This is a genomic window from Rhizobium sp. KNZ2-6A, assembly GCF_056755475.1.
In genome coordinates this window covers 1-23,083 of the sequence record NZ_JBNDIC010000032.1, presented here as the reverse complement: position 1 = coordinate 23,083, position 23,083 = coordinate 1, and the positions used below count along the sequence as shown (strand labels likewise).

The following is a 23,083-nucleotide window of genomic DNA, read 5'->3' as shown; positions in this document are numbered from 1 at the left end:
TCCTCTGTCGGGAAAAGAAGGCTCCGCCCTCTCTTCCCAGCAAGCGCTAAAGCCCGTGTCCCCATCCTTCGGCCCAATGGCCTGCAGGACGATCGCGCCGTCGGCGCACTCGCCACTCCGGCCGGCCGTGAACGGCCGCCCTCCGGGTGGGCGATACCCCTCGGTTTTTGCCCTTGCCCCCTTCTCTCCCGCTGTTCCGCACGAGCTCGGGAAGCAGGAGCGGGGTGCTCCCGCTTCGCGAGACCAAATAGGAGAGAAGACATGACTGTTTATACCGAGACCGCCCGTTTCGACACCGGCCGCGCAATGACCGAAACCGAGATGCGCAAGCTCGCGCCCTCGATTTTCGCAACATCGGCCCACGAAAGCCGTTCCGAACGCTTCAGGCCCATTCCGACCAGTCCTACGTGGGCTGATGGCCGAGGGATTTGTGCCGGTTGGCGCGAAGCAATCCGCCAGCCGAACCGAAGGAAGGGCCGATTTCACCAAGCATCTTATCCGTCTGCGCCGTGTCGACGACGGAAAAGTCTATCATGTCGGCGATACCGTCTGCGAAATCCTCCTGAAGAACGCCAACGATGGCACCAGTGCGTACGAGCTTCTGGCTGGGTTCTTTCGTATCCGCTGCATGAACTCGCTTGTAATCCAGACCGGAACCATCGATGCGATCAAAGTCCGTCACTCCGGTGACGTCGGCGCCAAGGTCATCGAGGGAACCTACCGAGTGTTGAGCGAGGCGGAACGCAGCCTGACAGCCCCGCAGGACTGGGCGACGCATACGCTCAGCCGTGACGAAAAGCAGGTTCTTGCCGAGGCGGTGCATGTCTTGAGGTTCGGAGATGCCGACGGAGAGGCGACAACCCCGATCAAGCCGGAGCAGTTCTTGGTCCCCCGTCGCCATGACGATCGCGCCAACGATCTCTGGACGGTATGGAATGTTTCGCAGGAAAACGCGATCCGAGGCGGCTTGCGTGGCATTGGCCGTGACGATCTCGGCCGAGCTCGCCGCGTCAGGTCCCGCGCCGTCAATGGTATTGACCAGGATATCAAGCTCAACAAGGCGCTGTGGATCCTCGGAGAAAAGATGGCGGAGCTGAAGGCGGTAAAATAATCACGGCTCCGATGGTTTGAACGCATCGCGCTGCCAGTAGCGGCGCGGACAATGGCGTCATGAACCTGCTGCTTCTGTAACGCCACTGATGCCTTTATTGGACAATCAATCATTGAAGAATCGGCTCAGCTTGTCGATAAGGAGCTATCGCAGATTCGAGGGCGGAAGCAGCCGCGCCGTGCCAGCCGGCGCTATCGGGCAGGATTGGCCAGCCCGACCGTGGCAACGGCCTTGCCCTCGAACTGGAGGATAACGCATGTGGCATTGGCCATTTAGCGTGTCTCTTACGATTAAGAAGACCCGGACGAGCTGGCTACTCACGATCCGGGTCTCATTGATCACGTAAGAAAACGTGGGGTGGGCGAAAGCTCGCCCCACACTCCAGTATATATACGCTCTCTCCGCATTTTCCAAGCCTCCCCTAATTGCGCGCGCCCCTCCAGCCCCGCACCGCGTCGAGCGTCGCGGACCAGGCGTGAGAGAAGCCCAAGCCCCTCCCCAGAGCCGCTATAGCGCATCAAGTCCGACCATCATTCATTCGTCGCACCGCTCGCACCGGCGCCACTAGCAACCAGGGCCAGGATAGATAAGACGAAGCTGAATAAAAAAGGATCCGGAGGGAAAGCCGGATCCTTTACTTTGATCGGAGGTCAACCGATCGATGGAAGAAGCCCCACGGATTGGAACGCCGGGCTTCTCCATACCCGGCGCGAGGCCGGGTACGCGTGATCTTCATGATTTGGTGGAGAAAGGTGCGCTCACGCGCTCGGGTGAGCGTCGGCACGCACGCTATGCGCTGAACCTGTGGGAGATTAATGGGACGGAATAACCACTATAGTTGGGATGCTGGGATAATGTCGTGCGAGTCCTCAGCTGATCAGATGCCGGCAGACCTTAAACGCGCTTGCCAATCCCATAGTGATAGGCGCGTGGCTCGCGAAGTCTGACGGCCAATTCACGTTCACGGTCTGTAATCGTTTCGCCTTTCGACTGTTGTGATGAAGCTATCCCGGATCTGTACCGCGCCAAGATTGGGCACTCGGCGCGGCCGCGGTGGGTGATCAATTTGCCTGGCGATCGTGGTGTCGATTACTGCTGTGCAGGCGCGGATTTCTGAAGCTTGTCCTGAAGCTTCTTAACGAGCGCCGGATCCCTATTTGCAGCCGCTAAAATCGCGTTGTATTCGTCTACTGACATGCCGGGAGAGGTCTGAACAGCCTGTACCATCTGTTTGCTAGCCTCGGTCCTTAGCTGTTGCTTCGCGGTCGGATCCGATGTTGCTCCGATCTTGGCCGAGTATTCCTGCTTGATTTTGTCCACCTGGAGATATGCGACCGTAAAAGCCTCGATTTTTTGATCGCTCACGATCGCAGCCGTACCATTGCTATCTGGTTGTCCTTGGGTCGATTGCTTCTGCCACGTTGCTTGCTGTGCGGACGCAGGACTGTTGAGAAACATCAAGCTCAAGATTGCAGCGGTCAACGATGCGGCAGGGATATAACGAGTGATCATCTTAATTCCTCTCTTGTGGAGTGGGGGAACACCTCTTGATGGCGTAGCGTGAACGGCGGCATATCGCATTGATTTTGCCTGTCGGTTGGGGTTGAAAAACGATCCGGCGACAATGTGGCTGTTATACGTTTTCTATGGGGCAATAGCGCGGCGACCTGTTGACGGCCAGGCGGCGATATTCCGCGTCTAATCGGAGCCCGAGCTTCGAAGCGGTCCCCCTGCCTGACCAGTTGCCTTGGTCGCACCAGGACGACGACGGTCGATAACGACGCACAGGTCGCGCTGATCGGCCGATCTCGTCCTCAAAACGCGTGTCAAACAGGCCGGACTAGGTCGGATCTAGTTTTCGGCGCATGGGCTGCGGTCCCGCTGTCTCACAGACGCCAACAACCGTTGGCATTCCACTGCCCGAAACCAGGCAGCACTCTCTACACAAAACGGCGACGCAGGCGGCAAGCTATCATAACAATGCCGAACGAAAGAACCGCCGCCCGGCTCGGGTACCTACCCATTCGGGCGGTCTATACGCGATGCTGGGGATTGTATCGTTAGGGTGTTCACTGCCCGGTGGACTTTACTTCGCCAGGCGTCCACGCCCCCAAGAAAAAGACGCCTGGCAGCCCTCCTCGGATCACATAAGCCAAGATCCCAGCACCCTGCCCTGATAACTAGCGTCCACGCACTCCTGCTGCCGTCGAAATGCCTGCTAGGCATGACGACCCGTGATATCGACAAAGTGCTGAAACAACATCGGGCATGCCTTGACTTTCTCCAGACCGCATCGGCCTTAGGTTGGGAGCCGATCGCAATCTTGCCGAACCCATCCGCGGCACTCAGGAATTTGGCCGCTTGATTACTCGCTATACCAACGTCATTTCAGAGCCGCTCGCGTCGTCATCAAGCCCAGTCGTCGTCAAATGGCTCGATCTTTGATAGTTAAACCTTGTAATTATGGAATTCTACTCCATAAATGCAAGGATGATTAAACGCCGAATTACCGCTGAACTGAACGAGCTGATCGACACAAGCCCTGCCGTTGCGCTGATTGGCCCGCGCCAAGTTGGCAAGACGACACTGGCGCTCGGCATAGCGGACCACCGTCCGTCGATCTACCTTGATCTGGAATCTGATGCCGACCGGGCCAAGCTCGCCGAACCGGAGCTGTATCTCAGTCAGCATAGCGACAAGCTGGTGATCTTGGATGAAGTTCATCGCCTGCCCAATCTTTTCCAGAATCTGCGTGGTCTTATCGATCGTCGCCGACGAGATGGAAGGAAAGCCGGGCATTTCCTGCTCCTCGGCTCAGCATCCATTAACCTGTTGAAACAGTCGGGGGAAACGCTGGCAGGCCGCATCGCCTATCTGGAAATGGGTCCCATCGATGGCTTGGAAGTGCCCGCCGACGATTTGAACACCTTATGGCTGCGGGGTGGGTTTCCCGATAGTTTTCTCGCTGCGAATGACCGTGTAAGCCAACGGTGGCGGCAGGACTTGATCCGGACCTATCTGGAACGGGACATTCCCTTGCTTGGCCCGCGTATTCCAGCAGAAACCCTACGGCGCTTCTGGACCATGCTGGCCCATCATCAATCCGGACTCTTGAACGCAGCTGAATTCGCGCGCGCGCTGGGCGTCGACGGCAAGACGGTTGCGTCCTATCTCGATCTCCTGGTTGATCTGCTGCTTGTGCGGCGCCTTCAGCCTTGGCATGCGAACGTTGGCAAACGCCTGGTCAAGTCACCACGGGTTTACGTTCGTGACAGCGGCATCACGCATACCCTGCTCGGACTGACCACCCAGGAGGACCTGCTCGGTCACCCGGTGGCTGGCGCAAGCTGGGAAGGATTCGTGATCGAGACGTTGATAGAAGCAGCACCGGCCGGAACCCAGAGCAACTTCTATCGGACGTCGGCGGGCGCGGAAATCGACCTCCTTCTCACCCCACCAGGCGGTCGTCCTTGGGCTATCGAAATCAAGCGCAGCCTGACACCGAAGCTCGAGAAAGGCTTCTATCTTGCCTGCGAGGATATCGATCCGGCGCGGCGCATTGTCGTCTATCCCGGACAAGAGGTTTTCCCGCTGCAGAACGGTATCGAAGCAATGCCCCTCGCCTCGTTAGGAAAAAACCTGCTTGATCTCGTTTAGGAGAAATGGCTTTTGTAGAGAGCCATGACATCAGTCATTACGACGTCCGCGCCACCCGTTGATGCACCGAAATAGATGCGTGATGCGCTTGGGTTCGGGAACCTGATTATGCCTTGAAGCGATCGAAAGCGGTCAGATGTTGGATGGGTGGGTCGGCCTCCTCCCAGCGGTAGATCTCCGAGCGTAGGTAATGCAGTTCGTCACGCAACGCGTCCTCGTCGATTTCGATCCACCAGGACTTCGGCCGGCCATCGCTGCCATCGGACCAGCGATATCCCCTGCCCTTCAGATGATCCTTCATCTCGAACGGACTATGCTCGGCAAAAATACGCGCCCGTGACTGCCCGCTGGTGCGGACCAACTCCGCGAATGGCCTCCCCTCGTCTCCGGCACTGCGATCGAGAACTTCAAGCAGCGCAAAGCAGTCATCGACGGCGCGGTGACCCTCGTGGAAGTACCCCGCCTGCCCGATCAAATATCCAAGCTTGGTGCCCTCAAAACCGCGGGCGCTCCAGTCAACTTCGGAAACCGAGCAGGCCCAGGCCTTAGCAGCAAAAACATTTGAAAATGCTTCACAGAACGGCCGATCGAAGCCGGCATTATGCGCTATTACCAGATCCGCCGGCGCAACCATCCCGCGGACCTGCCGCATGTCGATCATCTGACCTTCGACCATCTCATCGGTAATGCCGGTGAGCCGGGTAATTTCGGGAGGGATTGGCGTGCCTGGTTGTTGCAATCCACCATAGACGCCGATGACATCGCCGATATGGCCAAAATCATCGAATGTGAAGGCAACCAGGCCGATCTCGATGATCTCATCATTGCGATGATTGAGACCGGTCGTCTCTGTATCGAGGATCACGCAAACCCGCTGGAACTCCGGACGCCTGCTGACCGCAATTTTCCTTGGTACGAGCTTGCGAAGAATGCGATACTGGCCGCCAGCCTCGAGTTTGCGCACCATCTCTTCGTCCGTGAGAGAGGCAGGCGATGGCCGGCTCTTCCGGGGAGGCGCTTCACGGAGTTGCGATCGTGCCTCGACCGTCGGCCTCGCAAACATGTCTAGTTGAGGGTCCATGTGAGCTTTCGATGCTTGATGATCAGGCTTTAGAATAGAAAACAGTCAAACGCCGGGCAACACACAATGCAGCTTTTGCACCGTTGCAGGTAGATGCTCCTATCATATAGAGCCGCTGTGCGGCCAAGGCAGCGCGCAGGGAAGGGCAGGTGCCTCAAACGCAAAAGGCCGGATCAAACCCGGCCTTCCGAAACACTACCGCATCCGCAATTGGCTTATCCCTGCAGGTTGTCCGCCGACATCTTGCCGGATTTGCGATCCTTCACCAGTTCATAGGTGATCTTCCGCCCATCGTTCAGACCGCGCATACCGGCGCGCTCCACAGCCGAAATGTGGACGAAAACATCGGTGCTGCCGTCTTCGGGCTGAATGAACCCAAACCCCTTGGTCGCATTGAACCACTTCACGGTACCGGTCGCCATAGTCTCCTCCTTGTTCTCGCGTCCCGCCGAATTCACCCCGGCAAACTATCCTCTTGATTGCCATGGTACAGATAGACGGTTCTGGCTATCTCGAAAAGCTGGAATTCCGGTTGCGTTACCTAGCCGATGTTTAATGGTCGCTGGCCATGCCAACTATGATTGTTTCTTACCCGATCGCTTGCCGCGAATTCTGATTGGGCCACCCCCCCCTGCTGAACCTCGAACTGATTGTTTTTCCGCACGAGATCGCTCAGTTTTGGGAATCCGAAGGTGCGTGGATCGAAGTCCGGCGCCAAGTTTGAGAGCTGCTTGCCGACCATGGCCAGGTTGACCCAGCCATCGTCCGCATCCTCGTGCGATAACACCTTCTTAATCAAGGGAACCGCCGCACTCGGGGGCTGCAGCGGCTTGTAGCCTCCTCGCTGTCCTTCTAAATCCATCGGGATGTTGTTGCCCGTGGAGGATCTCGGGTGATCTGCTTGCGCCGATCATCCCGCACCCACTTAAAAATCACGAATCGTAAAAAGCACGGTTTTTCAATAGGTTGATCCAGTGGTCAGCTGACCACTCGAATCTTGATCGACGATCGTGTGTCCCTGAGCGGCTGCAAATCGCCGGCTGAATTCCTGGCCGCGCTGAATAACGCTTGAGCATCCTTCCCGCTTGGGAAGGCTGGTCGGGAAGCCCGGGCGAGCGTTGGGTGATCGTGCCCTGCAGGTGGACGACATTCCCAAAACGTGTTCCCGAATGGATCTTCTCGAAACAGCCGTTTTGGCATGGAGATGCGGGACTGCTGCGGACGGCCTCAAGCGGCCGGTTTCAGGATCGCACGCCAATCATCTGCGGAGGCATGAATGCTGTGGATAATGATGAACACGGCGCGTTGGGCCGCGCGGCATCGCGTGCTAAATGGCCCGTCGCGCCGCGCGTCCGTTCTTCCGTTCGGCATTGTTGTAATAGCTCGCCGCTTGCGTCACCGACCTGTGCAGGGACTGCTGCAGCGCCTCGGGAAGAGGGACGCCGCGATTGGCCGCTTCGGTCAGATATCCTGATCGGAGCTCGTGCGCCGAGAACATCTCGGGGTCCAGGCCGGGCTGCTTGACGCGTGCCTTGAGGATGAAGTTGACCGATTGCGGTGTCAGCGCCCGCCGATCGATATTGCCCCATTGGTCGATGCGCCGGAAGAGCGGTCCGGTTTCGATCCTGGCTTCGGTCAGCCAATGCTTCAAAGCGATCACCGGCCGGCCGATCAACACGACATGTTCGTCATCATCGACCGTCGTCGTCTTGGTGCGGCCGAGGCTGATCGTCAGGCAGGGCAGGGGAGGGGAGCTTGCGTCGGCCGGATCGGCATGTACCGGTTCCTCGTCGATTAGATCCTCGACCCGCAAACTCGCCACTTCCGATTGCCTGCGGCCGCCGGAGGCGAAGGCGAGGAGCGATAGCGCCCGATCGCGGCGATCGACCAAACGTTCACCGGCGCAGGTTGCCAGCAGTTTCGCCAGGATGTCGCCGGTGACCGCCTTTTTACTCTTGCGGCGACGTTGCCGCGGCGCGGCGCGCACGGCCAGCCGCAACGCGGTCTTGAGTGTCGGCGCTGAAAACGCGCCAGCAAAACCGCGCCAACGCGTCAGGATCGACCAGGAGGTGAGGCGCCGGCGCACCGTATCGGGCGTGTGCGGGCCGTCGGCGCGCAGCAGCCCCTCGACGCGCAATCCCGCCTCGACCTCGGCCGGCATGCCGTGGTTTGGATCCTCGACCCGTTCCACCGGATCCCAGAGGTGATGCGCGACGAATTTCAGCAGCAGCGCCTCGGGCGCCGGCCAGGGGAGGGGAGCGCCAATGGAAAGCCGACACCAGGTCTCGAGGTAGCCAAGATCGGAGGCAAGCGCCCTGAGCGTATTGTCGCCCATGCCTTGGTTTGCCAGATGCTTGAGTGTAGCGACATCGTCGTCAGTTAGCAGCGTTGCCAGCTGGTCGCGGCGGTCGAAGGGAAGGATCGCGTCGAGCGCATCGAGTTCTTCGGCACGACGCTGCACTGGATCGGCAGGGACGGGTTGGGTGACGGCTTTGCGTGTCATTGGCTTGCCGACGCCGGGTGGTATTTCACATCGGTCCTGCCGAAATCCTGGCCCTTGAACAGGAGCGGGGCCTTGGCGACCGCGGCAACGGCGTAGGAAAAGCAGTCGCCCATATTGAGTGCGGCTGGATGGCGACCTTTACCGAAGCGGTCGAACGCTCGTTCCGCTTCGCGATAATGCTTATCGTCGAAAGTAATCGCGGTTACGTTTGGAAGCCGGACAAACTGATCAACGATGTCCGAAGCGTTTGGAAATCCTCTTCCTGTCAGCACCATTCGAGCTTCAAGCAGAGTGGGCCAACCGATTGCCAGTGCCTCCCGACCCACCAATGATATGAACCGTTCGGCCTCCGGCTCACCTAAGGCCATCGCCAGAATGACCGACGTATCGACAGCGATCATCGTGGCAAACCATATTCGTCGTAGAAATCGTCATGCGCAGATGTCGTGCCGGGCGGCACAGCACGCCGGCCCTCGGCCATCAAGTCCGATAGGACATCGATCGGCGCCCGGGCAGACTGTTGGCGCAGTTCCAGATCGTAGCGCTCGAGTGCCTGCTCGACGAGCTTGTTGATTGGCTGCCCGGTGCGGCGCGCCATCGCATGGGCTAGGTCTCTCGCTTTTGTGCTGCGGACGGAGAGTTGTGTTTCGGACATCGGCTTTCCTCTATCGAGATCCCGCCAAATATAGCGATGCCGGCCCGAGATGGCAAGAAAAGCCACAGCAGATGGCTCGCTATCGATACTTGATACACTTCATCCGAACGGCGCGGCACCGGATCGGTGGAGAGGGCACGGGTTTGGGCTCTAACATAGGCGGCTTGCGGGCTGTGATTTGCCACGACTTCACCAGTGTCGATCGGGTTTGGTGCAGCGAAATCGTTTTCGTTGTAATGATAGCTGTATTGGTCTTCCAAGATCAGCGGAATCTTCTGAATTTGCTGGAATGCACCAACACTGGACATTGCAGCTGCCGCAAAACGCCCTATTCTGCGACATCGCAAAAGTCAGGCAGACTGTCCGAAAACTTTCACCGGGCTTCAGAAGTTTAGGGCCATCCAGGTTTTAGGATAGTCTGCAGGAGTTCCGCGACACTATCCGGCTCGCTTAACGCTCGCCAATCCAGCGGCCGCCGCAAGGTAAAACGAGCCGGTGAGTCTATTCCGAACCACCCCGCGTGTCGTGAGAAGCCAACGAAGACGATCGGCAAGCAGCGCCCAACAACAATCCAGAGCAGACGCGATCAGTAGGAATGAAAGAGAGAGGATCAGGAGCTGTGGACCAATATCGGCAGATGGAGAAACAAACTGAGGGAAAAACGCTCCGTAGAACAACAAGGTTTTTGGGTTGGAGGACGACACTAGAAAACCACGGAGAAATGTAGATCTCGCCGAACGAGGTTCCGGTTTGAGTTTCGTGAGGTCGATACCAGGCGCACGCCACGCCTGAATACCGAGATACACCAGATAGGCAACCCCAGCCCAACGAACCCACTCAAAAAGCTCTCCAGCCAACCCAAGGAGCCCCGCCATTCCAAGGATCGTCAGGACCAATTGAGGAATCATTGCCGCGCTCGTGCCCGCGACCGAAATCAAACCAAATTTTCGCCCATAGGCGATCGAGTTTGCGGTGATAAGGGCTACATTCGGACCCGGTAGAATAACAAGAGCGACAGTCGCAGCGACAAAAGCTAAATACAGATCAAATGACATATTCTATCCCTTCGCTGATTGCAAAAGTCCCGAAAACGTCCTGCATGATTCCGTAGAGTAGTGGTTCATGGTAGATTTTGCCATGGCACATCTTTCAGGAACAGATCGCACGCAATTGCTGCTTCTGCCGGAAGCGGTGGACGATTATGTCGGCCCGGACAACCCGGTCCGCTTCATTGAGGCCCTCGTGGGTGGCCTCGATCTTCAGTTCGTCGGCTTCATGCGGGTGGCCGCGAAGGAGACCGGCCGTCCGGGTTATGATCCGGCCGATATTTTGAAGCTCTACGTCTACGGCTACATCAACCGGGTGCGATCCAGCCGGCGGCTGGAGGCTGAGGCCCATCGCAATATCGAGGTGATCTGGCTGCTGCGGCACCTGAAGCCAGACTTCCGCACCATCGCTGATTTCCGCCGTGTGAACCGGTCGGCCTTCAAACAGGTATTCCGGGAATTCGTCATCATTTGCCGGCAGCTCGACCTGTTCGGTCGGGAACTGCTGGCGGTCGATGGCACGCGCATCAAGGCGGTGAACAACAAGGATCGCAACTTCACGCGGGCAGCGTTGACCAAGTTCATCAACGAAGCCGACGAGAAAATGGCCGACTACATGAAGCGGCTCGATGAAGGCGATGCGCAAGAGGAGAAAGGCGGCGGCAACGGCGGCGGTTCCGACCGCAGTGACGGCAAACTCGCGGAAAAGATTGCGGCGATCAAAGGCAAGCGTGACCTTCACAAGGCGCTCTTGGATGAACTGGACAAGACCGGCAAAGACCAGATCTCGCTGACCGATCCGGATGCCCCGGCTATGGCACGCATGACCAAGGTCGGCGTCGGTTACAACATCCAGCTCGCCGTGGATGTGAAGCACAAGCTGATCGCCGAGCAGGATGTCTACAACCAGGTACTGGACATAGGGCTTCTTGCGCCGACGGTCGAGCGGCGATGGACACGCTCGGCGTTGACAGGATCGAGGCGGTGGCAGACCGGGGCTACTTCAAGATCGAGGATATCGAAGCCTGCGAGAAGGCCGGCATCACCGCCTATGTTCCCAAGCCGATCCGCGGGCCGGCCGTGGCCGAGGGTTTCTTCGCCAAGGAGCAATTCCGCTACGATCCGGACAAAGATATTTACATTTGCCCCGCAGACCAGGTGCTCTCACCTCGCCACTTTGGCAAGTCGCGCGACAATGTGAAGATCGACTACGTCATCCAGCAGGTGACGAACAGAGGAAGGCTGCCATTTGCGTCCACCGCGCGCCGGCCGTTCTCCCATCTGATCAAGCTGGCTGGCAATGTGGCGCAGCGACAGGCCGGGATCGGCAATGGCGATCGCCGCGACGAGCTTCATGAGGTGATCTTCTGGCGCACGGCGCGGAGAGCGAACCAATAGCTCGGGATCCGCCAGCTTTTCGCGGACCATGCGATGCACGGCGCGACGGAGCCTCTCCACTGTCCAGTCATGGCCTCGGCGATTGAGGACCCGCACGACATTGTCCCAGCTGTGCTTCGGGCGAAGTTGCCGGACGGTCGGGAGCCAGGTTTGCGCGGAGGAGATCAGCTCGTCGAGATAGAGTTTTTGCCGGGCCTTCGAGACCGCCTTGATCGCTTCTGGTCGTCTCTCCCGAAGGCCTGGATTGCCGGGCAGCTTGCCGCGGGCTTTTGCCGCCTTGATGCCGGCCTTGGTTCGCTCGGCGATCAGCGCTCGTTCGAGCTGCGCGACGGCACCAAGGACCTGCAGGGAAAACATGCCCTGTGACGTGGACGTGTCGATCGGATCGCGCAGCGAGCGGAAATGCACGCCGCGCTCTTCGAGATCTTCGATCACTTGCAGAAGGTGGCTCACAGACCGGGCAAGGCGATCCAGCCGGACGACGACTAGTACGTCGCCGGCGGTGAGATCCCCAAGTAGTCTTGTCAGAACTGGTCGCGCCCGCGATGCCCCTGAGCCATGCTCCCGAAATATCCGCTCGCAGCCGGCGGCACACAGCTCGTCCATCTGGGCGCCATGGACCTGATCTTCGGTCGAGACGCGGCCGTAGCCTATAAGATGTTTTGGGACCGGCGATGGATTGGCGACTTGCCGTTTTGCCATGGTTTTCTCGCGCGCTTTTCGGGTGCTTTGTACAAATAAGGAATTCATGAGAAAATGATCCTTTGCAAGCGTGTTTTAATGTTAAAATTGAGGACCACACAGCGCGATCTTGGGCAATTGCTATGCCTCTTACCCATCGCGATTGCTAAACGCCCTCAGCGGGCTTTCTCGGTGGAAATCGCGTAAGCTGCGTAGGCTTAAAGAAGGTTGGGAGGCGTCCCATTTCGTGATAGCTCTCCTGATACCATGACTGCGATCGCGGATCAGGAAGTTCCGTTACAGGGCCGCCCAATAGGCCCAATAGGAATTTGAGAACAACGCTTTGAGCTTGTCGCTATAAGCTTGAAAGAAAAGAGAAAAATTATGTTGCGGAAGTATATAGATAATTCACTTCCCTAAGCCGTGCGCCTGTACGGCATCCCTCTTCGGCGCTCGCGCGTACGTCACGACTGCCGGATGCGTTAGGCGGAATTTGTTCTTGCTCTAAAGTGAAAATCGCATCGCGCCCGGCACGCCGCGAATGGTTGGAGAGCGCTTTGACGGGGTGCCAAATAGAATGACATACGCGCTGTCTCCGGACGTTATCGTGCTGGTGAGGCCGAGATTGATGTTAAGGTAGGGAAGCCCGTGACTGCCACTTCAGAGACGGAGTAATCCACCTTTCGGAGACCAACGCCGGATCCAGCCGGGCACCGTCGGATGCGGATCTGATATGCATCCCGCCGGCTGGATCATCGATCACGGAAAAATCGACACGTTACACCCAGACGACAGACGCGTTGGTTCAGCCGGCCCTTACTGCTCGAGTACCTGACTTATGACACGCGAAGCGCCCTTGACCTTTGGATGTGAGTCTAACAGGCAACAGCCTTCGGACATTTTGCGGTCTAGCCAATTCGGCGCTGGATCTTCTTGATTCGCTCAGGGCCATCTTTTCCCGGCTGAAAAGTGATGTCGCCGGCAAGGCCGACGTCATAATGCTGCGTGAGCAGCCCCTACGATGTGATCCCTTATCGGAATCACCGGAGACGGACTTACCCGGCTCTGTGCGGAGCATAGGGCGAAGTCGTGCGGTGACGTGTCCAATAATGCGGAGCCGAGGGCGCGGCAAGCAAGGCACACTTGAGGGCGGGATTTTGACAGTCGAGCCGTGCGACCTTGGCTATCATGCCCTTTTCGCTTCGGAGTTGGGTATGAACAGCGACCTGGCCATATCAATGAAATCAGGGCGTCGAAAGACAGCACAGGTAGAACCCGCGATCCAACGGGTCGACATCCATGTTGGCCAGCAGATTCGGATTCTGCGAATGCAGATTCGCTTGTCTCAGACAGAGCTCGGTAAGGGCATCGGCCTCTGCTACCAACAGATCCAAAAGTATGAAACCGGCAAGAAACGTGTCAGCGCCTCGATGCTGTATGAGATGGCAAGATTCTTTGCCGTGCCGGCGGCGCATTTCTTCGAGGGCCTGCCTGAAAGCACCATCGGTTCTTCGAACGAGGCGAGGTGTCAGGTCGACGCCCACATCGCCTATATCTCGACGACGGGAGGGCGGGATCTGATAGGGGGAATGTTGCGGCTTCCGCCTCATGTCCGAAAGCGCGTTGTCTCCCTTGTTGGCGCCTTCTCCGAGGAGTAGGCAAGGAAACAAGAAACGGGAACACGCGCCATCGACAGGCGAGCAGCTTCTCGATCTTCAACGTGACGGGCTTGGAGCAGTGAACTTAAGGCAAGCATCTGGTTGACTCAGACGCCCAACATCATAGGATTGCGAATAGATTTTTTGTGGAGGCAGAACATGGGCAATCAGGTTGTCAGGGATTATCTTTTCCACATGTTGCCAGCAGTACTCATCCCGATGGGCCTTTATTTTTTTGGCGACAACATAACAGTGGTCAGTCTCCTCAAAATTGGCTTGTTATTCCCACTCTTCATGCTGGCGATAAAGGGGTTGACAGTCTATTTCCCTGCAGAAAACCTGCGAAAACGGTCTTTGGGACGGGTGGCTGAACACGCAATTTTGCAAGGACTGGTTTTCGCAGCGTTTATGGTGCTGTTTGGCGGATTACTGCAGCTGGACCTGCAATCAACTCTGCTGTCAGTCCTAAAACAATTTGCAATAGCCGCGCTCGTCATGAGCTCTTTTAATTATTTTACGGCAATACAGGCTCAGAAAAAACTTCGCTCAACTGAATCCTAACTTCCCGGTAGAGCGTAAGCTTCCGCCCCTGCCGCGAACGACCCCAATAAGGTCCGCACCTGCGGAGACGCTGTCTTGACTGGGACGACGGATCGAAATGACTGCAAGCAGTCTCTTGCTATCTTTCTTCTTACAGAAAGAAATGACAGCTAGGACGTTGCAGTGCTTCGCCCCTGGCACCCAGAATGGGGCGGTCAATGTCTTTCGCGGTCCACGCTTCTCTTCGGGATCTGCGCATGGCCCTCACACCATAGGATCAGAAGAACAAGGTGGCTCAATCTGTAGGGAGCTTTCAGAATGTCAGCAAAAGGAGTTACGCCGCATCTATGACACCGGGGAATATTCGATCAGTGATATTGCGGAAGTGTTTTCGATATCGCGGCCAACCGTCTATCGGGCTCTTCTCCGCCAACAGCCGTGCCCGGCGTAGATGCAGCGTAAGGTGAAGCCGCCATTCCACGCCTTTCTTCGGGATTCGGCAACGAGTGTGTTCCTCGTCATGACAACGCTTGCTGCCGTGGTGTTCAGTGGGGTTTGGTACTTGTCACCGTTGGCGGTGGGTTTCTCAAAATGGCCTTCTGATCCGGAAAGACGCGATCTGGCCCTAATCCTCTTTGCGGTTTCTCATAAAGTCGGCATACCGACGATACTGATCTCGCAAGTGTTTGCCATCGTTATGGGAGCCAAGGGTTATTGGCGCACGGCGCTGATCGTGCCAGCGGTGTCTCTCACAGTTTTTTCCCTCTGTGTAGGGACGGTGATTGCGCTATTGAATTGAACGCTATTCGCAGCCTGAGCGCACCTGTGTTGGTTTCCACGCAGAACTGAGCCGGTGGTCGCCCTTCTTCGGAAGGCCCGTATCGTCGACCACCAGAAATGCATCTGGAGCTCCGACTATTCTGTCAGCCTGCACGGCCAATTCCGCCTCAAGCGGACCGGCGTCCCAAATCCCATCCGAGATGAAATGATGCAGGCGGTCGTAGCTATCAGGTGCCAGGCGCTCCGCCATGGGCTCGATACTCTTGCGATCGCCAGCTCCGATGAGCCCCGAAATGTAGATCGGGCACATCTGCCGACGCTTCTTGTGGTCAAGCTTCTCAACTTGGCCGCGTGTCGAAGGCAGGACAGGCTGACATACGCAGGCTTTTGATCATCGGCGCAATGTCGTATGTAAGAGTGCCAAACCGTAAACCGGCGGCACCAGATTCATGGCTTGCTCGAATGCTGACGCGCAAGCCGAAAATGCTCGTGGTTGTCGCGCTGGCAAACAAGATGGAGCGGAGAATCTGGGCCATGCTGACGAAACAGGAAGCTTACCGGGAACAAGCGTTGTCAGCAGCGGCATGATCCATGCGCGCTGAATACGCTGATGCTGGTGAAAGAGGTGCGAGAAGTCGATGACCTGAATGGGCGCATGATCGAACCGATCTGGATCCGGAAAACCAGTTAGGACTATGAGCTTTACAGCTCGGAAAGTAGACTTGGACCTGATCCGCACATCACCATACCGGCCAGCGGTCTTTCGAAACGCCGCAATTAAAGGCCTGACAAACCGCACTCGATCACACATTCAGATGGACAAAAACTTCTTGCATGACGGGCGGCAACCACAGAAGTGTTAGCGCGTTGGCCCGATGCTTCCCGGATCTTTTCTGTCACCGTGGAACTTGTTTTCGCGGCGCGTCCCGAAGAGCCTCAGCGTTTCCAGATGCTCACGCTGAGCACGGTAGAAGGCGCTCAGGAAAAGCTGCTCCTGGCCCGGCTTTATCGGATCGCCGTAACGAATCTTCCTGACGATCGTTCGCACGATCTCGATGGTTTCATCATTACTGGGGCTCTTCGTCGGATCGCGAAGCACGTCTTCCAACGTCTGCAGTTCATATTTGCCATAGACATCGAGATGTTCCGGCAGGAACTCGAATCCTGCCTGCGACGACAGGGCGGAAGGGCTGGATACCGCAAGATCGGCAAGCAATACGGAGCGTGGATTATCAACCACGAGGGTTCCCGCGATGATGTCGCCGAGCCTCTGCCGCCGGCGATTTGCCAAGGGGACAATTATGATGATGACAAACCACAGGATCGTAAAGCCGGACTCCAGCATGTGCATGGACCCGATGGAAAATATCAGCGTCAAGGGCGTGAAAATCTCCACCTCCTTCATCAGGTTGCGGGCGGTGACCTGATGCGGGCTGAGGCGGCGGCCATTTATATTGACCACGCGGATGCCGGTTATCCTCTTTCCAAGCGTGCGGCCATTCCAGATGAGCTCGGAAAGGATATAGTGGGGCGTGCGAAACAGAAACGCCAGCAGGATGACGAGCATTATCTCAGCTTGGGATGACAGGAAGCCGCTGAAAATGATCACGACGGCGCAAACAAACACGACGATGAAAGTAAACAGCAGGTCGAGACATTGCGCGCCAAGCCGCGCCCCGAGCGAGGCGACCGCCAGATGGATCGGAACGCCTTCGGGCGGGATGAACTGTTCGACGCGCTTGTCGCCTTGAAGTTCCTGGCTCATCGTGCGAGCTCACCTAAGGGTTTGCGTTCGCGACCCGAAAACAGCAGCCAGACCATCCAGAAAAGGCCCATTCCCCAACCGATCGTCAGGCGCAGCGTCGGATCCTGTATGAGCTGCCGGAGAAATCCCTCGACGAAGGCTGCAACGACAAGCATAAGCGCGGCCAGGATGGCGAGCTTGATGGCATCGTGCGCCTGGTGCCGCAAAGCCTCCCGGCGGCTTCTTGCGCCCGGCAGAAGCACGGCCAAACCCAGCCTCGCGCCGCCGGCACAGGCGATGGAAATGGCCGCAAGTTCGGTAACCCCGTGTATCGAGAGCCAGGCAAACACATCGTATCCGAGCCCCTTTTGATAGAACATCGCAAAGAACGCTCCCAAAATCAGCCCGTTGTAGAAAGTCAGCGCGAAACTCGGCACCGAAACGAAGATGCCGAGCGCGAAAATCAGGATGACGATCGTGGTGTTGTGCGAAAAGAGGAAGGTCGAGAAAGAGGCTAGCTTGTCGCTGTCGTGCCGCTCATCGCCATAGAGCGTGGACCGAAGGTACTCGGTAGATGCGTCGGGCGTGCGTTGATCCGCCATTTCAGGTGGCACGAAGGTGTAGAACCAGCTTGGGTCGTTCGCACAAAGCCTGTATCCGGCCGCAGCCCCCAAAATAAGCGCCAAGAAGCCGATGAATAGAGGCAGTGCCGATCGGCGTACCGCCTGCGGGATTCCGCGGATCAACAGGCGAGCAGTCAGACCGCCGAGGCTCTCCTGCGGCGCATAGACCACCAGATAGGCGCGGGCGCACAGGCTTTCGAGATAGGCAATCAATGCGCGGTCGAGAGAAATATCGCGCGCCACGCTCAGCGAATTCATCGCCTGCCTGTATCCCGCGGCGAGATCGCGAATCTCGTCGTAGCTCAGGGCCGATGCGCCGCCTTTCTCCGCCCGCGTGACCAACCGGTCAAGCTGACGCCAGTGACTTTCCCGCTCCATCCGAAACCGCGCCGAGCGCAGCATGTCGGTCTGCACCGCCGCCGTGTCCGGCTTCGCACCCATGTCGATCCTGTCATCGATGCCGATATCAGTCATATCATCTCGCGGGATTTGATTTCGATATAGCGGGCAACGAGGTCCGAGGTAAGGGTCTCCGGCGTACTGTCGAGGCAGAGCACGCCGAGACGCGCCAATTTCTCCAGCACGGTGCGCCTTTCCTGCAGGATCTGGCGCGCCGCGACCGAACGGGCGACGGTCTCGAGCGTCATCTCCTCGGGCTCGGCGAACTTCGTGATCGCAGGATCACGGAGCGCGACGTAGACGATGAAATGGTGCCGCGCGAGGACCTGAATATTCTCGATCATCAGCTCCGCCGTGATGCTGTCGACGAAGTCGGAGAATATCACGATCAGCGAACGTCGTTTCAGCCGACCGGACAGATGCATCAGCCCGAGCGTATGGTTGGTTTCCTGGGTTTCATAGCGCAGCTTCGCGCAGACGGTCTGCAGCCGCGGAAAGGCGGAGCGCCCGGGTAAGGCGGGCACGAACAGACGCGGGCGGCTGTCGAAGCCGTAAAAGCCGACTAGATCTCCGGCCAGCCCGGCTGCCCAGCACATCGCAAGAGCCGCATTGATGGCGCGATCGAGCTTGGGAAGCCCCGCGAGCTGTTCGGCCATCAGCCTGCCGGAATCAACGCATAAAATGATCTGATGGTTTCGCTCGGCCCGCATTTCGCGCACGACGAGATTGCGCATGCGGGCGGAACGCTTCCAATCCATGCTGCGCGGGTCCATGCCCGTTGCGAATTCGCGCAGCTGATGGAACTCCGATCCTTCGCCGCGCAGCCGCAGATCTTTCTGACCTGCCTCGAGCGGCAGTATCTGCGTCTTGATCGCCCCCGACAGAACGGGCGATATATCCGGCAGCACGGTGATGTCTCGTTTGACCGGCACGCGCACGATGATCTCGAGCAGCTTCAATCGAGACGGCCACTTGAGCCAGAGATTGTTCACCGCATATTGTCCGCGCCGTGTCAAATGAAGGCTCATGGAGGCCTTGATGTATCCGCCGCCGTCCCCCGCCGAAGCGCGCGACAGCTTGCCGTCGCTGGCGACGAGTTCGGGCGCGAGATCGAGGCGCGTCTCGATCTCGGCAGGCAGCGCCCCTCTTCGCGGCGATATGTCGATCGAAAATTTCGCGGGGTGGCCGACGAAACCCTGCGGCGGCAGGTCGAATTCGATGTTCATCAGGCTGGAAAGCACCGACAGCATGAGATCGCAGACCGTTATCGCGGCGAGCGCCACCCATAGGCACAAAAGCACGAAACTCGCATCCGGCCACCACACGCTGGCAACGACCGTTACCGCAGTCAAAAGGAGTACCAGGGCGATCAGGTAGGATGATGGCCGCATTTACCGGGGTGCATCCACGCGGTTCTTGATGTTGCGAAGCACGTGGTCCGCCGTACGGCCGTCGATTTCCGCCGCCGGGGAAAGAACGATACGGTGGCGCAGGGTCGGCACGAGCAAGGCCTGCACATCGTCGGGCAGGCCGTAGTCCCGGCTCTCGAAAGCGGCCCGCACGCGAACCGCCGATGCAAGAGCGTCGGCTGCACGTGTCGAGGCGCCGTGAAGAATATCAGGATCGGAGCGCGTGGCGCGCACGAGATCGACCACATAGGTCAGGATGGTGCTGTCAAGATGGATGCCGTCGATCAGCCTGCGTCCGTCGGCGAGAATGGCGCTCGAAACAAGCGGCTGGATGCCGGCATTGCGCACGTCCGTGTTGAGCGCCTGGCCCGCATGTTTCGCCAGAATGGCGATTTCTGTATTGCGGTCCGGAAAATCGACGACGAGTTTGAAGAGGAAGCGGTCGAGCTGCGCCTCGGGCAAGGGATACGTGCCCTGCTGCTCGATGGGGTTCTGCGTGGCAAGCACGAAGAAATCCGGCCCCAGGGAATAGTCAGTGCCGTCGATGGTTACGATCCGTTCGTTCATGGCCTGCAGCAGAGCCGATTGCGTCTTCGGCGGTGCGCGATTGATCTCGTCGGCGAGCAGGATGTCCGTGAAGACCGGACCTTTGGTCAAATGGAATTGATTGGTCTGGAAATTGAAGAGATTAATGCCCAGCACGTCGCCCGGCATCAGGTCGGGCGTGAATTGAATACGCCGGTATTCGAGATCCATCACGGCGGAGACCGAGCGGGCGAGCAAGGTTTTGGCGGTGCCGGGAGGGCCTTCGACCAGGCAGTGGCCGCGCGCAAAAATCGAGATCAGGACGAGATCGATCAGCGCATCCTGGCCTTGTACCGCCTTTGAAATTTCGCCACGAACCGTGGCGACGAGATTGCGAAATTCACCTAGATCCAAACTCAATGCTCCCCAGTAATTTCCTGAATGTTTCGAGATTGCGATGCAGATCCGAGCGCGTCATGACATCGCCGCGTTCGACAAGCGCCTTGGCTGTCGATTGCAGAGCTTCAGCCGATGCCTGATCCCGAAGGGCCAGTCGCCGAAACATCCGGTCGATGCCGGCCCGGTTTGCTGATCCCGGCCCGAAGAGCAACGCAGCCTTGTCGGCAAGCAGATGTTGCACGAATTGGGCAGCCATCCGCCCGTCATTGCCCGATAGACGCAACAAGCGCGCCGTGGCTTCGATTGCTGCTGTCTTCGAAATTTCGATATTGCCTGTAGCCTCGCTCAGAGCCGGGCCGAAGCGATAGGCTCCGCGCCAGAAGCATAGGGCAGCAACAAGCAGGATCGCTCCCCAGATGACCGACAACGGATAGGCAAAGAAGCGCGCCAGATCGCTCGTGGAACGCTCATAGGTACGCCCCTCGTCCACGGGCTTCTCGCTGTCGAGCAGTTTGCCGCTGGTGTCTAGATAGACCGGCTTCGTTACGTCCGTACCGCGCAACTCCATGATCAAGGAGAGGGCGAAGGCGGCGTTGTCGCCGAGCGCCAGCCCATGATTGTTCATGAGATCCGGATCAGACAGAACATAGACGAGGTAATCGTCCTCGCATTGTAGGACTAGCGCGCCGGCATTGATGCCGGCAATCTCCTCGCATTGATCCGGGATGGTGGAGCGGTCGAAGACCTGGGCGCGATACAGTTTGATCTTTTGTGTTTGCCCCGGCTCCAGGGTTTGCGGTACTTCCTCGAACTCGGGGCCAAGCCGCTTGACATACAGATTTGAAAGGTCGGCTCTGTTCAGTTCGCTGTTGATGTCGGGAAAAGGCACCAGCGCCGATTCGCGCGCGACCTCATCGTCCAGCACGCTGCCACGCCATTTCGGCAAGATGATCATCGTCGGAAGCTCGTAGAGCCTTGCTTCGTAGATCCAGGGCGCCAGATTTCCCGCTTCTTTTTTCCCGCCTTCCTGTGTCGTGGCCGCGTCCGTCTGGACGATCGGCAAGGGCACGATGCGCAAGGAGAATTCGGAACTTGCCCGCGTCGTATGCGCATCGGCTCGAACGACCGGAATTCCCTTGGCCTGCAGCCACACCTGCAGTCCCTTGCTGCCGAGGGGCGAGCGATCATAGTCGGTTTCTCGCGACAAGCCGAAAACCGCCAGCATGGCAAGGCCAAGCAATAACACCAGAAACAGGATCGGGCCAAATTTACGCATTGCGCAATTTACCGCCCGAAAGAAGGCCGCGTGCCGTTGCCAGAAGGGCGGCGAAATGACCCTCCGCCAGAACACGGCCACCGTAGTGGACGAGTTCGGTCTCGGTCAGCAGATTTTCCAGATGATCACGATCGGGCATGTTTTCGGGCAGGCGCGCAAGGACCGCTCGTTCTGTGTCCGAGCGAAAAAGGCGGGTTCCCGTCACATCCGCTGCATGGAGAAGGCAATGCCTGAGCAACAGGACGAGCGCCTGTTTTCGATCCGCCATGGCGGCGATCCTTTGGAGGAAATCGCTTGGGCGCTCCTCGGTATCGCCGATGGAGGTTCGCCAGCTTTCCGGCGCTTCTCCCTGACGCTGCTTGAGTTCGCGGGGCGCTTGCGACAGCAATATGCCGCCGTTTCCGAAGCGCATCCACAGGCCGATCGCAGCAACGAGAGCGACGAGCACGACAACAACAGAGAGGGGGCCGGACATGATCGGCTCCTGAGGGATATAGAGCGGCCCTCTTTGCGATGCCGTCGTGCTCGAAGCCGGTTTGGCGGCGTCAGATGAGTCGCTGTAGGTCAGTTTGCAATGCAAACCGTTCAGCAAACATTGCGCGGCATATTCCTCACCGGCGCGGCCGGCGAGTTGTACATTATCTTGGGCCTGCGCCGGCTGAAACTGAGCCGTGGCGGCCAGAAACAAGGCCGCCACTAGCCCGAGGCTGCGGATAGCCATGGCATCAGGCAAACACCGCCGCTCTCGCCTCCGGGCGAAGGGGATCCGCTCCGAACTTGTTTGGCCCCTCGGTGCCGGGCAGGACGTTGATGACGAAAATCGCGATCCCGGTAATGAAGCCGACATAAGGAATGAAACCCAAAACAGCCAGCCCAAGATACCACCAGCCGGATATATTGCGATCATGGAAGCGACGGACCTGAAGCGAGATCATCGGCAACAGCAGAGCAAACCCGATTATCCCACCGATAATCATGACAAGAATTGTCAGCGCGGGAGGTCCATTCTGGTTATCTGAAAGAAATCCGGCCAAAAAGCCGCCGATCAATCCATACACCAGGAACAGCAATGTGACGAAGAGCTGAAACCACCAGAATTCCGAACGAGCGGCTCTGCCGGAAAATGTAACATATTTTTGTTTCAGAACCGTCCGAACAGCCTCACTGAATCCCATTTTAGGTCCCGTTTCATTTGTGTGGTAGGGGCGTGCCATGAATTGCATACCCCACAAGACTATCAAAAACCAAGAGTATCCATGCGAGTAATAGCTACAGTTTGATCGCCATAATTGCAACAGCGAGATCTCGCCGCTTTGGACACTAACAATGGCTCTGTGGCCCCGCGCATTCCCCTTGATATTACCATTCAATACCAATCAGCCGTTGCGTCGACGCAATGGTTGCATAATTCGATTGCTGCGCTGCACTCGATCAAGCGTTGGCCGGCTGCATTATGCGTTTGCGATAGCTGAATTAGCTTACCATCATCTAGCGATATAGCGCATCTCGTATGCGCCGATAACTGCCATATCATAGTATCGGGACACCGAGCCACGCTGTTATTGGGTGTCTGACTGCCAGTGATAGCGTGTCGCGCG

General features: G+C 57.8%; 23 protein-coding genes and 4 pseudogenes. 9 read left to right on the top strand and 18 right to left on the bottom strand.

What is annotated here, in order from left to right; translation table 11 throughout:
* Window positions 1-415 precede the first annotated feature (415 nt).
* Window positions 416-1,111 carry a DUF932 domain-containing protein gene (locus ACPYOP_RS21015; protein WP_481412259.1) on the top strand — a complete coding sequence of 232 codons (696 nt, stop codon included), beginning with the start codon at window positions 416-418 and terminating at the stop codon, window positions 1,109-1,111.
* Window positions 1,112-2,200: 1,089 nt separating this feature from the next.
* On the opposite strand, the gene ACPYOP_RS21010 is transcribed toward ACPYOP_RS21015, so the two are convergent.
* Window positions 2,201-2,623: a DUF4168 domain-containing protein gene (locus ACPYOP_RS21010; RefSeq protein WP_481412258.1), complete on the bottom strand. Its 423-nt coding sequence runs from the start codon at window positions 2,621-2,623 to the stop codon at window positions 2,201-2,203.
* A 198-nt stretch (window positions 2,624-2,821) separates the two neighbouring features.
* Between ACPYOP_RS21010 and ACPYOP_RS21005 the strand changes: the two are divergent.
* Window positions 2,822-3,126 (top strand): annotated as a pseudogene (locus tag ACPYOP_RS21005) (site-specific integrase); the annotation flags it as partial.
* A gap of 475 nt (window positions 3,127-3,601) precedes the next feature.
* Window positions 3,602-4,768: an ATP-binding protein gene (locus ACPYOP_RS21000; protein WP_481412257.1), complete on the top strand. Its 1,167-nt coding sequence runs from the start codon at window positions 3,602-3,604 to the stop codon at window positions 4,766-4,768.
* A gap of 106 nt (window positions 4,769-4,874) precedes the next feature.
* Here the strand turns inward: ACPYOP_RS21000 and ACPYOP_RS20995 are convergent, their stop codons facing one another.
* From ACPYOP_RS20995 to ACPYOP_RS20960, 8 genes are all read right to left on the bottom strand, one after another.
* A complete protein-coding gene (locus ACPYOP_RS20995; protein ID WP_481412256.1) occupies window positions 4,875-5,849 on the bottom strand; it encodes a 3'-5' exonuclease in 975 nt (324 codons plus the stop codon).
* A gap of 215 nt (window positions 5,850-6,064) precedes the next feature.
* A complete protein-coding gene (locus ACPYOP_RS20990; RefSeq protein ID WP_481412255.1) occupies window positions 6,065-6,271 on the bottom strand; it encodes a cold-shock protein in 207 nt (68 codons plus the stop codon).
* 119 nt (window positions 6,272-6,390) lie between these two features.
* Complete coding sequence (locus ACPYOP_RS20985; protein WP_481412254.1) at window positions 6,391-6,648, bottom strand: OST-HTH/LOTUS domain-containing protein; 258 nt, start codon at window positions 6,646-6,648, stop codon at window positions 6,391-6,393.
* A gap of 528 nt (window positions 6,649-7,176) precedes the next feature.
* Window positions 7,177-8,352: a tyrosine-type recombinase/integrase gene (locus ACPYOP_RS20980; RefSeq protein ID WP_481412253.1), complete on the bottom strand. Its 1,176-nt coding sequence runs from the start codon at window positions 8,350-8,352 to the stop codon at window positions 7,177-7,179.
* A complete protein-coding gene (locus tag ACPYOP_RS20975) occupies window positions 8,349-8,753 on the bottom strand; it encodes a type II toxin-antitoxin system VapC family toxin (protein ID WP_481412252.1) in 405 nt (134 codons plus the stop codon). The genes ACPYOP_RS20980 and ACPYOP_RS20975 overlap by 4 nt, the downstream gene beginning before the upstream one ends.
* Complete coding sequence (locus ACPYOP_RS20970; protein WP_481412251.1) at window positions 8,750-8,950, bottom strand: type II toxin-antitoxin system VapB family antitoxin; 201 nt, start codon at window positions 8,948-8,950, stop codon at window positions 8,750-8,752. The genes ACPYOP_RS20975 and ACPYOP_RS20970 overlap by 4 nt, the downstream gene beginning before the upstream one ends.
* Before the next feature lie 8 nt (window positions 8,951-8,958).
* On the bottom strand, window positions 8,959-9,315 hold the full coding sequence (locus tag ACPYOP_RS20965; RefSeq protein ID WP_481412250.1) for a hypothetical protein: 357 nt from the start codon (window positions 9,313-9,315) through the stop codon (window positions 8,959-8,961).
* Between the two features lie 129 nt (window positions 9,316-9,444).
* Entirely contained in the window at window positions 9,445-10,062 is a 618-nt protein-coding gene (locus tag ACPYOP_RS20960) for a LysE family translocator (protein WP_481412249.1), read from the bottom strand.
* An 82-nt stretch (window positions 10,063-10,144) separates the two neighbouring features.
* Between ACPYOP_RS20960 and ACPYOP_RS20955 the strand changes: the two are divergent.
* Window positions 10,145-11,268, top strand: a pseudogene (locus ACPYOP_RS20955) (IS1182 family transposase); the annotation flags it as partial.
* Here ACPYOP_RS20955 and ACPYOP_RS20950 read toward each other — a convergent pair.
* Complete coding sequence (locus ACPYOP_RS20950; protein ID WP_481412248.1) at window positions 11,218-12,153, bottom strand: recombinase family protein; 936 nt, start codon at window positions 12,151-12,153, stop codon at window positions 11,218-11,220. The pseudogene ACPYOP_RS20955 and the gene ACPYOP_RS20950 sit on opposite strands and share 51 nt — an antisense overlap.
* A gap of 1,193 nt (window positions 12,154-13,346) precedes the next feature.
* Between ACPYOP_RS20950 and ACPYOP_RS20945 the strand changes: the two genes are divergently transcribed.
* The 4 genes from ACPYOP_RS20945 to ACPYOP_RS20930 all read left to right on the top strand — a co-directional run bounded on the left by ACPYOP_RS20945 (window position 13,347) and on the right by ACPYOP_RS20930 (window position 15,129).
* Window positions 13,347-13,790 (top strand): helix-turn-helix domain-containing protein, encoded by a 444-nt coding sequence (locus ACPYOP_RS20945; RefSeq protein WP_481412247.1) that lies wholly within the window; start codon window positions 13,347-13,349, stop codon window positions 13,788-13,790.
* Window positions 13,791-13,949: 159 nt separating this feature from the next.
* Window positions 13,950-14,351, top strand: a complete 402-nt coding sequence (locus ACPYOP_RS20940; protein ID WP_481412246.1) for a hypothetical protein — start codon at window positions 13,950-13,952, stop codon at window positions 14,349-14,351.
* Between the two features lie 97 nt (window positions 14,352-14,448).
* Complete coding sequence (locus ACPYOP_RS20935) at window positions 14,449-14,781, top strand: helix-turn-helix domain-containing protein (protein ID WP_481412245.1); 333 nt, start codon at window positions 14,449-14,451, stop codon at window positions 14,779-14,781.
* A 12-nt stretch (window positions 14,782-14,793) separates the two neighbouring features.
* A complete protein-coding gene (locus ACPYOP_RS20930) occupies window positions 14,794-15,129 on the top strand; it encodes a hypothetical protein (RefSeq protein WP_481412244.1) in 336 nt (111 codons plus the stop codon).
* Window positions 15,130-15,168: 39 nt separating this feature from the next.
* Here ACPYOP_RS20930 and ACPYOP_RS20925 read toward each other — a convergent pair.
* Window positions 15,169-15,474, bottom strand: a pseudogene (locus ACPYOP_RS20925) (transposase); the annotation flags it as partial.
* Between ACPYOP_RS20925 and ACPYOP_RS20920 the strand changes: the two are divergent.
* Window positions 15,447-15,698: pseudogene (locus ACPYOP_RS20920) on the top strand (IS110 family RNA-guided transposase); the annotation flags it as partial. The pseudogenes ACPYOP_RS20925 and ACPYOP_RS20920 overlap by 28 nt on opposite strands.
* 271 nt (window positions 15,699-15,969) lie before the next feature.
* On the opposite strand, the gene ACPYOP_RS20915 reads toward ACPYOP_RS20920, so the two are convergent.
* Genes ACPYOP_RS20915 through ACPYOP_RS20885 form a run of 7 tightly spaced genes read right to left on the bottom strand, consistent with a single transcriptional unit; the run spans window position 15,970 to window position 22,660 of the window.
* Window positions 15,970-16,875, bottom strand: coding sequence for an RDD family protein (locus ACPYOP_RS20915; protein ID WP_481412243.1), 906 nt, complete (start codon window positions 16,873-16,875; stop codon window positions 15,970-15,972).
* A complete protein-coding gene (locus ACPYOP_RS20910; protein WP_481412242.1) occupies window positions 16,872-17,951 on the bottom strand; it encodes a stage II sporulation protein M in 1,080 nt (359 codons plus the stop codon). The genes ACPYOP_RS20915 and ACPYOP_RS20910 overlap by 4 nt, the downstream gene beginning before the upstream one ends.
* A complete protein-coding gene (locus ACPYOP_RS20905; RefSeq protein WP_481412241.1) occupies window positions 17,948-19,267 on the bottom strand; it encodes a DUF58 domain-containing protein in 1,320 nt (439 codons plus the stop codon). The genes ACPYOP_RS20910 and ACPYOP_RS20905 overlap by 4 nt, the downstream gene beginning before the upstream one ends.
* The gene (locus ACPYOP_RS20900) at window positions 19,268-20,224 is read right to left on the bottom strand and encodes an AAA family ATPase (protein ID WP_481412240.1); all 957 of its coding nucleotides are present in this window, start codon (window positions 20,222-20,224) and stop codon (window positions 19,268-19,270) included.
* On the bottom strand, window positions 20,211-21,485 hold the full coding sequence (locus ACPYOP_RS20895) for a DUF4350 domain-containing protein (protein WP_481412239.1): 1,275 nt from the start codon (window positions 21,483-21,485) through the stop codon (window positions 20,211-20,213). Before ACPYOP_RS20895 ends, ACPYOP_RS20900 begins: the two co-directional genes overlap by 14 nt.
* Window positions 21,478-22,206 carry a hypothetical protein gene (locus tag ACPYOP_RS20890; protein WP_481412238.1) on the bottom strand — a complete coding sequence of 243 codons (729 nt, stop codon included), beginning with the start codon at window positions 22,204-22,206 and terminating at the stop codon, window positions 21,478-21,480. Before ACPYOP_RS20890 ends, ACPYOP_RS20895 begins: the two co-directional genes overlap by 8 nt.
* Window positions 22,207-22,210: 4 nt before the next feature.
* On the bottom strand, window positions 22,211-22,660 hold the full coding sequence (locus ACPYOP_RS20885; protein WP_481412301.1) for a DUF805 domain-containing protein: 450 nt from the start codon (window positions 22,658-22,660) through the stop codon (window positions 22,211-22,213).
* Window positions 22,661-23,083 lie beyond the last annotated feature (423 nt).